13 protein-coding genes and 2 tRNA genes are annotated in these 13,322 nt (G+C 70.0%); 11 read left to right on the top strand and 4 right to left on the bottom strand.

Annotated elements, in window-relative coordinates; all coding sequences use genetic code 11:
- Window positions 1-55 precede the first annotated feature (55 nt).
- The 7 genes from gyrB to ACZ4M3_RS10160 all read left to right on the top strand — a co-directional run bounded on the left by gyrB (window position 56) and on the right by ACZ4M3_RS10160 (window position 7,703).
- Complete coding sequence (gene gyrB / locus ACZ4M3_RS10190; RefSeq protein ID WP_467731145.1) at window positions 56-2,116, top strand: DNA topoisomerase (ATP-hydrolyzing) subunit B; 2,061 nt, start codon at window positions 56-58, stop codon at window positions 2,114-2,116.
- A gap of 40 nt (window positions 2,117-2,156) precedes the next feature.
- Window positions 2,157-4,766, top strand: a complete 2,610-nt coding sequence (gyrA, locus tag ACZ4M3_RS10185) for a DNA gyrase subunit A (RefSeq protein ID WP_467731144.1) — start codon at window positions 2,157-2,159, stop codon at window positions 4,764-4,766.
- A gap of 3 nt (window positions 4,767-4,769) precedes the next feature.
- Window positions 4,770-5,396: a DUF3566 domain-containing protein gene (locus tag ACZ4M3_RS10180; RefSeq protein ID WP_467731143.1), complete on the top strand. Its 627-nt coding sequence runs from the start codon at window positions 4,770-4,772 to the stop codon at window positions 5,394-5,396.
- Window positions 5,397-5,488: 92 nt separating this feature from the next.
- A tRNA-Ile gene (locus ACZ4M3_RS10175) sits at window positions 5,489-5,562 on the top strand.
- Between the two features lie 90 nt (window positions 5,563-5,652).
- Window positions 5,653-5,991 (top strand): ASCH domain-containing protein, encoded by a 339-nt coding sequence (locus ACZ4M3_RS10170; RefSeq protein WP_467731142.1) that lies wholly within the window; start codon window positions 5,653-5,655, stop codon window positions 5,989-5,991.
- 131 nt (window positions 5,992-6,122) lie between these two features.
- Window positions 6,123-6,257 carry a DLW-39 family protein gene (locus ACZ4M3_RS10165; RefSeq protein ID WP_208809277.1) on the top strand — a complete coding sequence of 45 codons (135 nt, stop codon included), beginning with the start codon at window positions 6,123-6,125 and terminating at the stop codon, window positions 6,255-6,257.
- 126 nt (window positions 6,258-6,383) lie between these two features.
- Window positions 6,384-7,703: a hypothetical protein gene (locus tag ACZ4M3_RS10160; RefSeq protein WP_467731141.1), complete on the top strand. Its 1,320-nt coding sequence runs from the start codon at window positions 6,384-6,386 to the stop codon at window positions 7,701-7,703.
- 36 nt (window positions 7,704-7,739) lie between these two features.
- On the opposite strand, the gene ACZ4M3_RS10155 is transcribed toward ACZ4M3_RS10160, so the two are convergent.
- Both ACZ4M3_RS10155 and ACZ4M3_RS10150 read right to left on the bottom strand, forming a co-directional pair.
- Window positions 7,740-8,918: a serine/threonine-protein kinase gene (locus ACZ4M3_RS10155; protein WP_467731140.1), complete on the bottom strand. Its 1,179-nt coding sequence runs from the start codon at window positions 8,916-8,918 to the stop codon at window positions 7,740-7,742.
- Between the two features lie 32 nt (window positions 8,919-8,950).
- Window positions 8,951-9,499 (bottom strand): helix-turn-helix domain-containing protein, encoded by a 549-nt coding sequence (locus ACZ4M3_RS10150; RefSeq protein WP_389661403.1) that lies wholly within the window; start codon window positions 9,497-9,499, stop codon window positions 8,951-8,953.
- Window positions 9,500-9,658: 159 nt separating this feature from the next.
- Between ACZ4M3_RS10150 and ACZ4M3_RS10145 the strand changes: the two genes are divergently transcribed.
- Both ACZ4M3_RS10145 and ACZ4M3_RS10140 read left to right on the top strand, forming a co-directional pair.
- Window positions 9,659-9,731: transfer RNA gene (locus tag ACZ4M3_RS10145), tRNA-Ala, on the top strand.
- A 274-nt stretch (window positions 9,732-10,005) separates the two neighbouring features.
- Window positions 10,006-10,443, top strand: a complete 438-nt coding sequence (locus ACZ4M3_RS10140; RefSeq protein ID WP_467731139.1) for a LysM peptidoglycan-binding domain-containing protein — start codon at window positions 10,006-10,008, stop codon at window positions 10,441-10,443.
- A gap of 72 nt (window positions 10,444-10,515) precedes the next feature.
- On the opposite strand, the gene ACZ4M3_RS10135 is transcribed toward ACZ4M3_RS10140, so the two are convergent.
- Window positions 10,516-11,205, bottom strand: coding sequence for a DUF5324 family protein (locus tag ACZ4M3_RS10135; protein WP_467731345.1), 690 nt, complete (start codon window positions 11,203-11,205; stop codon window positions 10,516-10,518).
- 175 nt (window positions 11,206-11,380) lie between these two features.
- On the opposite strand from ACZ4M3_RS10135, the gene ACZ4M3_RS10130 reads away from it, so the two are divergent.
- Both ACZ4M3_RS10130 and ACZ4M3_RS10125 read left to right on the top strand, forming a co-directional pair.
- Complete coding sequence (locus ACZ4M3_RS10130) at window positions 11,381-11,908, top strand: peptidylprolyl isomerase (protein WP_467731138.1); 528 nt, start codon at window positions 11,381-11,383, stop codon at window positions 11,906-11,908.
- A 117-nt stretch (window positions 11,909-12,025) separates the two neighbouring features.
- A complete protein-coding gene (locus ACZ4M3_RS10125; RefSeq protein WP_467731137.1) occupies window positions 12,026-12,907 on the top strand; it encodes a rhomboid family intramembrane serine protease in 882 nt (293 codons plus the stop codon).
- A 129-nt stretch (window positions 12,908-13,036) separates the two neighbouring features.
- Here ACZ4M3_RS10125 and crgA read toward each other — a convergent pair whose 3' ends face one another.
- Window positions 13,037-13,291, bottom strand: a complete 255-nt coding sequence (crgA, locus tag ACZ4M3_RS10120; RefSeq protein WP_190185596.1) for a cell division protein CrgA — start codon at window positions 13,289-13,291, stop codon at window positions 13,037-13,039.
- Window positions 13,292-13,322: the final 31 nt, after the last annotated feature.

Genomic DNA, 13,322 nt, shown 5'->3' with positions numbered 1-13,322 from the left:
CGCAGATCGACGCAGCCGCTCCTGCTTGCATGCCTGCTGGCCCGGAGTACGGCCTGTGCTGTGCCAGAAAGGGCGCTTCGTGGCCGATTCCGGCAACCCCAACGAGAAGAACGAGTCCACCGCCGGCGGCGAGGCCGGTGAGTCCTCTTACACCGGCAGCAACATCCAGGTCCTCGAGGGTCTGGACGCGGTCCGCAAGCGGCCCGGCATGTACATCGGCTCGACCGGTGAGCGCGGCCTGCACCACCTCGTCTACGAGGTCGTCGACAACTCCGTCGACGAGGCCCTGGCCGGGCACGCGGACACCATCGACGTCACGATCCTCGCCGACGGCGGCGTGCGCGTGATCGACAACGGCCGCGGCATCCCCGTCGACATCGTGCCCTCCGAGGGCAAGCCGGCGCTGGAGGTCGTGCTGACGGTGCTGCACGCGGGCGGCAAGTTCGGCGGCGGCGGCTACGCCGTCTCCGGCGGTCTGCACGGCGTGGGCGTCTCCGTCGTGAACGCGCTGTCGACCAAGGTCGCGGTCGAGGTCAAGCGGGACGGCTTCCGCTGGAGCCAGGACTACAAGCTCGGCGCCCCGACGGCTCCCCTCGCCAAGAACGAGGAGACCGACGAGCACGGCACGTCGGTCACCTTCTGGGCCGACCCGGACATCTTCGAGACCACCGAGTACTCCTTCGAGACGCTGTCGCGGCGCTTCCAGGAGATGGCCTTCCTCAACAAGGGCCTGACCCTGACGCTGACCGACGAGCGCGACTCCGCCAAGGCGACGGTGGGCGCGGACAACCCGGACGCGGACGCGGCCGAGCCGGCGGCGCGCACGGTGAAGTACTACTACGAGGGCGGCATCGTCGACTTCGTGAAGTACCTCAACTCGCGCAAGGGCGAGCTGATCCACCCGACCGTCATCGACGTCGAGGCCGAGGACAAGGAGCGCATGCTCTCGGTCGAGATCGCGATGCAGTGGAACTCGCAGTACACCGAGGGTGTCTACTCCTTCGCGAACACGATCCACACGCACGAGGGCGGTACGCACGAAGAGGGCTTCCGCGCCGCGCTGACGGGCCTGGTCAACCGCTACGCCCGCGACAAGAAGCTGCTGCGCGAGAAGGACGACAACCTCGCCGGCGAGGACATCCGCGAGGGTCTGACGGCGATCATCTCGGTCAAGCTGGGCGAGCCCCAGTTCGAGGGCCAGACGAAGACCAAGCTGGGCAACACCGAGGCGAAGACCTTCGTGCAGAAGGTCGTGCACGAGCACCTCAACGACTGGTTCGACCGCAATCCGGTCGAGGCCGCGGACATCGTCCGCAAGGCGATCCAGGCCGCCACGGCGCGCGTCGCGGCCCGCAAGGCCCGTGACCTGACCCGCCGCAAGGGCCTGCTGGAGAGCGCCTCGCTGCCGGGCAAGCTGTCCGACTGCCAGTCGAACGACCCGACGAAGTGCGAGATCTTCATCGTCGAGGGCGACTCGGCCGGCGGCTCCGCGAAGTCCGGCCGCAACCCGATGTACCAGGCCATCCTGCCGATCCGCGGCAAGATCCTGAACGTCGAGAAGGCCCGGATCGACAAGATCCTCCAGAACACCGAGGTCCAGGCGCTGATCAGTGCCTTCGGCACCGGTGTGCACGAGGACTTCGACATCGACAAGCTCCGCTATCACAAGATCATCTTGATGGCGGACGCCGACGTCGACGGCCAGCACATCAACACCCTGCTGCTGACCTTCCTCTTCCGCTTCATGCGTCCGCTGGTCGAGGCCGGGCACGTCTACCTCTCCCGCCCCCCGCTGTACAAGATCAAGTGGGGTCGGGACGACTTCGAGTACGCGTACTCGGACCGCGAGCGCGACGCCCTGGTCGAGCACGGCAAGGCCCAGGGCAAGCGGATCAAGGAAGACTCCATCCAGCGCTTCAAGGGTCTGGGCGAGATGAACGCCGAGGAACTGCGCGTCACCACCATGGACGTGGACCACCGCGTGCTCGGCCAGGTCACCCTGGACGACGCCGCACAGGCCGACGACCTGTTCTCGGTGCTGATGGGTGAGGACGTCGAAGCCCGGCGCTCCTTCATCCAGCGCAACGCCAAGGACGTCCGCTTCCTCGACATCTGAGTCGGCTCAGCTGACTGCCTGAAAGGACTTCTGACCAGCAATGGCCGACGAAACCACCCCGACCGCCGAGAACACCGAAGAGGAAGGCCAGCAGCTGCGCATCGAGCCCGTCGGGCTCGAGACGGAGATGCAGCGCTCCTACCTCGACTACGCGATGTCCGTCATCGTCTCCCGCGCGCTGCCCGACGTACGGGACGGCCTCAAGCCCGTCCACCGGCGTGTGCTGTACGCGATGTACGACGGCGGCTACCGGCCCGAGAAGGGCTTCTACAAGTGCGCCCGCGTCGTCGGTGACGTCATGGGCACCTACCACCCGCACGGCGACTCCTCGATCTACGACGCCCTGGTCCGCCTGGCCCAGCCGTGGTCGATGCGGATGCCGCTGGTGGACAGCAACGGCAACTTCGGCTCGCCGGGCAACGACCCGGCGGCGGCCATGCGCTACACCGAGTGCAAGCTGATGCCGCAGGCCATGGAGATGCTCCGGGACATCGACGAGGAGACCGTCGACTTCACGGACAACTACGACGGCCGTAACCAGGAGCCGACGGTCCTGCCGGCGCGCTTCCCGAACCTGCTGGTCAACGGCAGCGCCGGAATCGCGGTCGGCATGGCCACCAACATCCCGCCGCACAACCTGCGCGAGGTCGCGGCCGGTGCGCAGTGGGCGCTGGAGCACCCGGAGGCCTCCCACGAGGAACTCCAGGACGCGCTCATCGAGCGGATCAAGGGCCCCGACTTCCCGTCCGGCGCCCTCGTCGTCGGCCGCAAGGGCATCGAGGAGGCGTACCGGACCGGTCGCGGCTCCATCACGATGCGCGCGGTGGTGGAGGTCGAGGAGATCCAGAACCGCCAGTGCCTGGTGGTCACCGAACTCCCGTACCAGACCAACCCCGACAACCTCGCGCAGAAGATCGCCGACCTGGTCAAGGACGGCAAGATCGGCGGCATCGCCGACGTCCGCGACGAGACCTCCTCGCGGACCGGCCAGCGTCTGGTCATCGTCCTCAAGCGGGACGCCGTCGCCAAGGTCGTGCTGAACAACCTGTACAAGCACACCGACCTGCAGACGAACTTCGGCGCGAACATGCTGGCGCTGGTGGACGGGGTGCCGCGCACCCTGTCGATCGACGCGTTCATCCGCCACTGGGTGCAGCACCAGATCGAGGTCATCGTCCGGCGCACCCGCTTCCGCCTGCGCAAGGCGGAGGAACGCGCGCACATCCTGCGCGGTCTGCTCAAGGCGCTGGACGCGATCGACGAGGTCATCGCGCTGATCCGGCGCAGCAACACCGTCGAGATCGCGCGCGAGGGCCTGATGGGCCTGCTGGAGATCGACGAGATCCAGGCGAACGCGATCCTGGAGATGCAGCTGCGCCGCCTCGCCGCGCTGGAGCGGCAGAAGATCGTCGCCGAGCACGACGAGCTCCAGGCGAAGATCAACGAGTACAACGCGATCCTCGCCTCCGAGGCGCGTCAGCGCACCATCGTCAGCGAGGAGCTGGCGGCCATCGTCGAGAAGTTCGGCGACGACCGGCGCTCCAAGCTGGTGCCCTTCGACGGTGACATGTCCATCGAGGACCTGATCGCCGAAGAGGACATCGTCGTCACGATCACCCACGGCGGTTACGTCAAGCGCACCAAGACCGAGGACTACCGCTCGCAGAAGCGCGGCGGCAAGGGCGTCCGCGGCACGAAGCTCAAGCAGGACGACCTCGTCGACCACTTCTTCGTGTCCACCACGCACCACTGGCTGCTGTTCTTCACCAACAAGGGCCGCGTCTACCGGTCCAAGGCGTACGAGCTCCCGGACGCCGGGCGCGATGCGCGCGGTCAGCACGTCGCGAACCTGCTGGCCTTCCAGCCGGACGAGAAGATCGCCCAGATCCTCGCGATCCGCGACTACGACGCCGCGCCGTACCTGATCCTGGCCACCAAGGGCGGTCTGGTGAAGAAGACGGCGCTCAAGGACTACGACTCCCCCCGTTCGGGTGGTGTCATCGCGATCAACCTCCGGGAGACGGAGGACGGCAGCGATGACGAGCTGATCGGTGCCGAGCTGGTGTCGGCCGAGGACGACCTGCTGCTCATCAGCAAGAAGGCGCAGTCGATCCGCTTCACGGCGACCGACGAGGCGCTGCGCCCGATGGGCCGCGCCACCTCCGGCGTGAAGGGCATGAGTTTCCGCGGCGGGGACGAACTGCTCTCCATGAGCGTGGTCCGGCCCGGTACCTTCGTCTTCACCGCGACCGACGGCGGCTACGCCAAGCGGACGCCGGTGGACGAGTACCGCGTCCAGGGCCGCGGTGGTCTGGGCATCAAGGCAGCGAAGATCGTGGAGGACCGCGGTTCGCTCGTCGGCGCGCTGGTGGTCGACGAAACGGACGAGATTCTCGCGATCACCCTCAGCGGTGGTGTGATTCGTACGCGCGTCAATGAAGTCAGGGAGACCGGCCGTGACACCATGGGCGTTCAGCTGATCAACCTGGGCAAGCGGGACGCCGTGGTGGGCATCGCGCGGAACGCCGAGGCCGGTCAGGATGCCGACGAGGTCGATGACGAGAACGCGTCGGAGACCGAGGAAGCCGATGGACAGGCCGTTGAGGCCGCCGAGGGCACGCAGCCTTCGGCTGGGGAGCACGAGGAGTAAGTCGTGAGTGGATCCACGGGCGCCGGACCGGCCAAGACTGGAGCGAACGGTGCCCGTGGCCCCGCCGCGGATTCTCAAGGCGGGGGCACCCCCGCAAAGGGCAGGGGGAGCACCGTGACGGACACCCGAGGGCCGAAGCCGAAGGCGGGCGCGGCCCAGGAGCCGGGCGCGCAGCCGTACAAGCCGCCGCAGGCCTACGCCGCGCCCACGGGCCCTGCCGCGCCGCGGCAGGCGCGTCCGGGGGTGCGTACGGCGCCGCGGACGCGCAAGGCGCGGCTGCGGGTGGCGAAGGCCGACCCTTGGTCGGTGATGAAGGTCAGCTTCCTGCTGTCGATCGCGCTCGGCATCTGCACGGTCGTGGCGGCCGTGGTGCTGTGGATGGTCATGGACGCGATGGGCGTCTTCTCGACCGTCGGCGGCACCATCAGCGAGGCGACCGGCTCCAACGAGAGCAACGGCTTCGACCTCCAGTCGTTCCTGTCGCTGCCGCGGGTACTGATCTTCACCTCGGTGATCGCGGTGATCGACGTCGTACTGGCGACGGCGCTGGCGACGCTGGGCGCGTTCATCTACAACGTCTCGGCCGGCTTCGTGGGCGGTGTGGAGCTCACGCTCGCCGAGGACGAGTGACCTGACTGACCTGCGGGGACGCCCCCGCGGAACGGATTTGGGACCTGCCGGGTCTGTGCGCTAACCTTCAGGAGTCAGCGCGCAGCGCGGATGGGGCTATAGCTCAGTTGGTTAGAGCGCATCCCTGATAAGGATGAGGCCACAGGTTCAAATCCTGTTAGCCCCACAGTGCCGAAGACCCCCAGCCGATCGTGGTTGGGGGTCTTCGCGTTGGGTGACCCCGGGGCTGTGGGCGTGCCCGTTTAGGGTGCTGTGCATGGACAATGAACCGCAGCCGCAGGCCTTGCACTTCCACCAGGACTATCTCGACGCCGTCCGCACGGGACGGAAGACGACGACCGTGCGCTTTCGGGACCCGGTCGCCGAGGGTCCGGTCGACATGGTCTTCGAGCTGGACGAGGAACTGGTGCTCCCGGGTGTCGTCACGGGGCTCGCTCCGAAGACGGTCGGCGAGCTGACCGAGGAGGACGCCGTCGCCGACGGGTTCCGGGACCTCGCGGAGTTGCACGACCGGCTGCGGTACCACTATCCCGACCTCGCTCCTACGGATGAGGTCACCGTCGTCCATTTCCGCGTGGCGGCGGACGACCGGTGAGGTCCGGGGCCTCCGCGTTGGGCCGGTCGAGTGGCGCCGGAGGGGGGCCCGCAGATAACCGATCGGTATCGGTCGGTGTGTATTGTGGGCCGTCAGAAGTCCCCAACGTCAACGAAAGACGAGGTCGCGCGGTGAAGAAGCTGCTCCTGGTCGCACTGGCCGCCATCGGCGGGCTCCTCGTGTACCGCCAGATCCAGGCGGACCGCGCCGAGCAGGACCTGTGGACGGAGGCAACCGACTCCGTGCCTTCTGGTTCCGGCGTGTGAGACCCACCGTTTCCCATAGGGCCCCGGCTGCCGCTGCTGCCGGGGCTTTGTGCTGTTCCGGTACGGAATCTTGCGGTACGCAAAGTTCGGGCTTGCGGGAGTGAATCCGGGGTGTGGGTGCGCGTGATGGGGCGGGTACGCAGGACGGTGCTGGCCGGGACGGTCGCCGTGGGGCTCGCCGTGGGGCTGGCCGTCGGGGCGCCGGGGGCCGCGGTCGCGGCCGGACCCGCGCCCGGGCCGCCGCCGGAGTACCGCGCGGCCGACGGGGCCCGCACGGTCCGGGGCAAGCCCTCCAGCGCCGACGCCCCGCTGCTGGAACCCGGGGCGGTCTACGAGGACACCCTCTTGCCCGGTGAGCGCTTCTACCGGCTCGCCCTCGACGACACCTCCGACGTCTACGTCTCCGCCGTGGTGCGGCCCGCCCGGGGCGCCAAGGTGGGCTTCAGCGACGGCATCGAGGTCGAGGTCATGACCAAGGAGGGGCGGCGCTGCCCCGACCCGGGGCGGGCGGGCTTCGCTTACGACCCCGTGCCGATCGGCGCGGCGGCGGTCCGGCGGGTCCGGGAGGACGCCGAATGCCAAGCGGCCGGCATCTACTACGCCAAGGTGACGCGGACAGCGGCCAAGGACTCCGCCCAGGGGCCGTGGCCGGTGGAACTGCTGGTCCGGCGCGAGCCCGGGCTGGGCGGTGCCGTGCCGACGGAGGCGCCCCGGGCGCGGCCCTCGGCCTCGCCGACGCTGCCGGGTACGGAACCGGTGGCCCGGAGCGGCGGGACCGGCTTCAACGACGCGCGGGCCCTGGGCAGCGGGGTGTGGCGCGACGAGCTGCGGCCCGGGCAGACCCGGTTCTACCGCGTCCCGCTGGACTGGGGGCAGCAGTTGGGGATCGGCGCGGAGATCGCGGCCGCCGAGATGACCAAGCCGTACGGCTCCGCCGCCGGCGGGCTCACCGTCGCGCTGTACAGCCCCTACCGGGGCCCGGTCGACTCCGAGGACACCTCGTACGACGGCAAGCAGGCGGCCGTCACCCTCCCGAAGACGGCGCCGGTGGCGTACGGGAACCGCTTCTCGGCCGACGCCGGGGTGCGCGGGACGGCGGTGGCCGGCTGGTACTACCTCGCGGTCACGCTGGGCGGGAAGGTCGCGGAGTTCACCCGGGACGCGACGCCGGTGCCGCTGACGCTGCGGATGGACGTCGGCGGCAGCCCCGGCACGGCGCCCGCGTACCGGGAGAGCCTGAGCGCGGCCGGGTTCGGGGTGGGCACCGCCGACCGGACGGCCGCGAAGGAGGGACTCACCGGACCGGAGGCCGCCGCGGCCGAGGACGACCGCGCGGTGCTTCGGGTGGTGGCCGGCGCGGGCTTCGGCACCGGGGCGGTGCTGCTGCTCGGGCTCGGGGGCTGGTTCCTGCTGGCGCGGCGGAGCGGCGCCCGCAGCGGCGGCTAGAGCCGTGTCCGGCTCGCGCCGCCCCGCCCCGCCCCACTAGATCCGGGTCAGCGCCCAGGCGCCGACCGCGAAGCAGAGCAGGGCGGCGGCGAGGACGGCGGCCGTGACCCGGTGCGGGGGCGGGGAGATGCCGGAGCGCACCGGGGGCGGCGGGGGCGGCGGGGGCACGGCCGGCGGGGCGAGGCGGAAGCTACCGGTATCCGAGGGGCCGTAGCCCACCGGGGGCGGACCGTACGAAGGGGGCGGTGGGGCCCCGGCGGCCTCGGGGGTGGCAGCGACGGCGGGCGCGGGGGGCGGGGCGGCGTCGGGGGTGACGGCGTCCGCGGGCGGCGGCGCCAGAGGTCCCTGGGGGCCGAAACCGGCGGGAAGCGGGCCGAGTTGGTCGAACACTTCCACGGGTTCTTCGTCCGGCGGGACCGGCGCCAGCAGCTCGACGGCCTCGGCAAGGGCCTTGCGCGCCCCTGTGGCGGTCCGGAACCGGTGCTCGGGGTTCGGGTGCAAGAGCCCCGCGATGACGCTCCACAGGGCCGCGGGGACGCCCTCGGGTGCGTCGGGTGCGCCCCGGCTCAGGAAGTGCTCCACCAGCTTCTGGGAGTCGGGCTTGCTCCCTTGCAGCAGGTACAGCGCTACCAGCCCGACGGCGAAGAGATCGGCCGGGAAATCCGGCTCCGCGCCCAGCATTTGCTCGGGGGCGAAGTACCCCGGCGTGCCGACCACGACGTGGGTGTCGGTGAGCCGGGGCTCACCCTTGCGCATCGAGATCCCGAAGTCGGACAGCCGCAGGTGCGGGCGGCCCGTTCCGGTCGCCTCCAGCAGGATGTTGGCCGGTTTGATGTCGCGGTGGACCACGCCCTCCGCGTGCACGGCCGCCAGCCCCGAGAGGAGCTGGTCGAGCAACGTGCACACGAAGCGGGGTGGCAGCGGTCCGTAGTCCCCGATCACGTGGGCGAGGGAACCGCCGCCGACGAGGTCCATGGTGAACAGGACCTTGTCGTCGTCCGCCGCCCAGCTGGCCGGGGCCAGCACGTGCGGGTGATCGATCCGCAGGGCCTGCTCGCGCACGAAGCGCAGCAGGGTGTGGGCGTCGCCTTGGAGGAGGACCTTCGCGGCGACGTACCGGCGACGGCGGTGATCCCAGGCCCGCCACACGGCGCCCGAACCACCGCGTCCGATCGGGTCGACCAGCTCGTACCGGCCGGCGAAGACCTCACCCATCGCCCTGTCCGCCCCCCGTCTTCGCGCGTCGGTCAGTTCTGGTGGGCCTCGTAGTGGGCGACCGCGTCGGAGGTGCGGCCGGCCCCGTAGACCCGGAGGAACTCGGCGAGTTCCGGATGGCTGGCGGCGAGCGTGTCCGCCGCGTCGATGATGTCGCCTGCGGCGGAGACCGAGCGCAGCAGGGACTGGATCTCGCGGACGACCCGCTTGACCGTGGGTGCGCCCGAACCGGTGGTCGTCTGACCGCTGTTGCTGAGCACGGAGCCGCCCTGGGTCCGCTTGATCTCGTCCATGCGGTCGGTGGCCTCCGCCGCGCTGACGCTGCCGTCGGCGACCTGGCCGGCGAGGTCCTGGAGTGCCTGGACCCGCTGGACGACGGCCGGGTTACCGATCTTGGCGCGCTGGCCGCTCATCAGCTGGGACAGCATCGGGGCCGACAGTCCGAGGACGGCAGCGAGCCGGGCCTGGTTCAGCCCCAGGTCGTCTATGAGCCGGCGGAAGAGCGCTCCCAACGGCTCGCCGTACCAACTGCGCTGGAGCTCTCTGGCTCTGGCCGTGGCCTCTTGCTGTACTGCGTCCACGCTGACAACTCCCCTTCGCTGGTGCGAACCTCGCGAGCATCTTACGGAGAGTGGTCGCGGGGCGGGAGTCCCTATCATTTTGCGGGATGAGGGGGTACACCCGGTACTCTGTTCTGCGGAACGACCACTCCTTCACCGGGGACGGGCGTATCCGTTTTCGGGGCCTTAGCTCAGTTGGTAGAGCGCTGCCTTTGCAAGGCAGATGTCAGGAGTTCGAATCTCCTAGGCTCCACACTCCGAAAGACCCTCCTGACCTGCACGAACGCAGGCCGGGAGGGTCTTTTCGCGTCCGGTGCGGCGGCCGTCGCGCAGCGGCGGCGCGGTGTTTCACGTGAAACCTCGGCCTCGACGTCGCCCCGGAGGAGTGCCGCGGCCGGCGGGACGGCTGCCTCGGCAGGGGGATCGCCCGGACGGGTCAGCCACGGGGCCGGGGCGGGGATGGTGGCCGAGAGTGGGGTGAGGCACTGTGGCCAGGGGGGCGACATCACGCCGGAGGCGCACACACCATGGGAATCTTCGACTTCCTGAAGTCCGACAAGAAGAGGCAGGAAGAGGCCGCCGAGAAGGCGAAGGAGCAGGTCGAGCAGCAGGCCCCGGCCAGGCCTGCGGGGCCCAACGACATGGGCGGGAAGTACACCGACCCCGCTTCGGCCGCCAGGGCGGCCGCCGCCCCGGCGCCGCCCAAACCGGCGGCCGGGCACGTGCAGCACAAGACGCCGACCCCCGCCTCGGCCGCCCACAAGGCGGTGCCCGCCGCGCCGAAGCCGCCGTCCGAGGCGCAGCGTACGTACATCGTCAAGGCAGGTGACTCGCTCTCCGCGATCGCCCGCCGCGAGCTGGGCAACGAGGGGCGCTGGCGCGAGCTCTACGCCATGAACAAGTCGGTCGTCGGCCCGAACCCCGACCTGATCCGGCCGGGCATGGTGCTCATGCTCCCGAGCTGACGCCGCAGGCATGGTGGAGGGGCCCGGATCCACCGGATCCGGGCCCCTCCACCATGCCTTGCGTGCGGTCCGTTACGGCTGCGCGTCGCCGTTCGGGTCCGCCTCGTTCTCCTTCGCCGCCAGCTCGTCTTCGAAGCTCGCGGATCCGGCGTCGCGGCCCGGCACTTCGGTGGCGGCCGGCGGTTCCACCAGCCAGTCCGGGTTGGACTGCTGGTCCCACCACTTCCACACCACGAAGGCGGCGGCCGCCACCGCACCGATCACCGCGACGCCCTTGAGCAGCCGGCCCGCGCGGGCCCGCCGCTCGTGCCTGCGCACCAGCCGCTGCACTTCCTTGGCCGACACCTGGCCGCGCAGCGCCGCGAAGGCCGCCGTGGACCGTGACGCGGCCTCCTCCGCCATGGGCTGGGCCGCGGCGAGGGCGCTTTCGATCCGGGGCTGCGTGTAGTCGGCTGCCTGGCGCGCCGCCCGGCGCGTCTGGTGCACGGCGGTCGTGGCGGCGCGGTCCACGGGCGGCGGCACGTGCGCCCGCGCGGCCTTCAGCCGTGGGTGCAGGTGGCTGTCGTAGGTCGTGCGGGCCTGGCGGGCGGCCTCCGAGGCCGCGTACGAGACCTTCGGCGCCAGCCGCTCGTTCGCCTCGTGCGCGTAGTGCACAGCCGCGTCCTTGGCGGTTTCTGCGTACGGCGCCACCACTTCCGCTGCGTGCCGCATGCTTTCCCTGGCACTCTCGGCTGCCAGGCGCACGCTGTCCTTGCGGGTCACGGGATCCTCCTCCTCGGTGGCGGACACAGTTCACCTTTCCACCCTTTGACGGATCATGCCTGTCCCCACGCCAACGGGCATGCGCGACAAGGCATACGGGTGGAGGATTTCCCCGGGCCGGGCCGCACCGTGGGAGGATCGGACACCACAGTGAGCACGAGGAAGGCAGATCCCGTTGGCCGAGAAGCTCTACGCCACCTTGAAGACGAACCACGGCGACATCGAGATGGAGCTGCTGGCGAACTTCGCTCCGAAGACCGTACGGAACTTCGTGGAGCTGGCCACCGGCGAACGCGAGTGGACGAGGCCGACGGACGGTCAGAAGACCACGGACCCGCTGTACGACGGCACGGTCTTCCACCGCATCATCAGCGGTTTCATGATCCAGGGCGGCGACCCGCTCGGCAACGGCACCGGCGGCCCGGGGTACCAGTTCGCCGACGAGTTCCACCCGGACCTGGCCTTCACCAAGCCGTACCTCGTCGCCATGGCCAACGCCGGCCCCGGCACCAACGGCTCCCAGTTCTTCATCACCGTCGCGCCCACCGCCTGGCTGACCCGCAAGCACACCATCTTCGGCGAGGTCACCGACAAGGTCAGCCAGAAGATCGTGGACGACATCGCGGCCCTGCCGACCAATCCGCGCACCGAGCGGCCGTTGGACGACGTGATCATCCAGAGCGTGGTCGTAGAGAAGCGCTGAGCCCCCGCGGCGCCGTACGGGAACCTTTCCGCCCCGCCCGTCCGTCCTCGGTACGTACCGTGACCGGACCGGTGGGGCGGCGTCCCGCGCCGGCCCCGCCGTAGACCGAGGGGACCGATGGACACCGACCGTCTGCCGGGCTGTTACCGCCACCCGGACCGCGACACGGGGATTCGCTGCGTCCGCTGCGAGCGCCCGATCTGCCCCGAGTGCATGATCAGCGCCTCGGTCGGCTTCCAGTGCCCCGAGTGCGTCCGTGAGGGCTCCGGCACTGGCCACGGCCCCGCCGCGAACGCGCCGCGGACCCTGGCCGGCGGTGTGGTCGCCGCCGACCCGCACCTGGTCACCAAGATCCTCATCGGCCTCAACGTCGCGCTCTTCCTCGTCGCGCAGCTGGTGCCCGGCCTGCCCGTACGGCTGGAGCTGCTCGGCCGCTACGTGGAGTACTACGGAGGCCCTCTGGAGGGGGTGTCCACCGGCGAGTACCACCGCCTGCTGACCTCGGTGTTCCTGCACACCGAGTGGTGGCACCTGATCGGCAACATGATCGGCCTGTGGGTGCTCGGTGGCCCGCTGGAGGCCGCGCTGGGCCGGGTCCGCTACCTCGCGGTGTACCTGTTGTCGGGCCTGGGCGGCAGCGTCCTCGTCTATCTGCTGACCGCGCCGAACACGGCGACCCTCGGTGCGTCGGGCGCCATCTTCGGCCTGCTCGGCTCCACGGCCGTCCTCGCGCGCCGGATGCGGTACGAGATGCGCCCGGTGATCATCATGCTCGCCCTGATGCTGGGGCTGACCTTCGTCCAGGTCGGCGGCATCAGCGTGTCATGGCAGGCGCACGTCGGCGGCCTGGTCACCGGGGCGCTGGTCACGCTGGGGCTGCTGCTGCCCGCCTCCGGCAGGAAGCGGGCCCTGGTCCAGTGGGGGAGCTGCGCGGCGGTGTTCCTGCTGGCAGTCGTGCTGATCATGGTCAGAACGGCCGGGCTGTCCGCACTCACCTGATCACACCGGCGTCAACTCTCCACAGAGTTATCCACAGATCTTCTGCCTTTTCCTCAGGTGTGGATGACGCTGTGGATAACTCATGGGGAGAGCTTCCGTCGACGGTGGGATTGCGCTATGCCGGCCGGGCTACTTCCACTGCGTGGAGACGCCGAACCCCGCCGCGATGAAGCCGAAACCGACCACGATGTTCCAATTGCCCAGTGATTCGATGGGCAGCTGGGTGTCGGTCACATAGAAGACGACGATCCAGGCCAGGCCGATCAGGAAGAACGCCAGCATGACCGGGGCGACCCAGCTGCGGTTCGTCAACCTGATCGCCTGCGGCTGCCGCGTCGGCGGCGGCGTGTAGTCGTCCTTCTTGCGGATACGTGACTTCGGCACGAGGGGCTCTCCTGTCGATGCGCTGGGGACC

Source organism: Streptomyces sp. NPDC026522 (assembly GCF_055567555.1).
This window is presented reverse-complemented; position numbering and strand designations above follow the sequence as displayed.

Coding starts and splice junctions, on each gene's coding strand:
- ACZ4M3_RS10140 (WP_467731139.1), top strand. CDS start 10,006: ATGGGAATCTTCGACTTCCTGAAGTCCGACAAGAAGAGGCAGGAAGAG.
- ACZ4M3_RS10170 (WP_467731142.1), top strand. CDS start 5,653: ATGGACAATGAACCGCAGCCGCAGGCCTTGCACTTCCACCAGGACTAT.
- ACZ4M3_RS10125 (WP_467731137.1), top strand. CDS start 12,026: ATGGACACCGACCGTCTGCCGGGCTGTTACCGCCACCCGGACCGCGAC.
- gyrA (WP_467731144.1), top strand. CDS start 2,157: ATGGCCGACGAAACCACCCCGACCGCCGAGAACACCGAAGAGGAAGGC.
- ACZ4M3_RS10155 (WP_467731140.1), bottom strand. CDS start 8,918: ATGGGTGAGGTCTTCGCCGGCCGGTACGAGCTGGTCGACCCGATCGGA.
- ACZ4M3_RS10160 (WP_467731141.1), top strand. CDS start 6,384: ATGGGGCGGGTACGCAGGACGGTGCTGGCCGGGACGGTCGCCGTGGGG.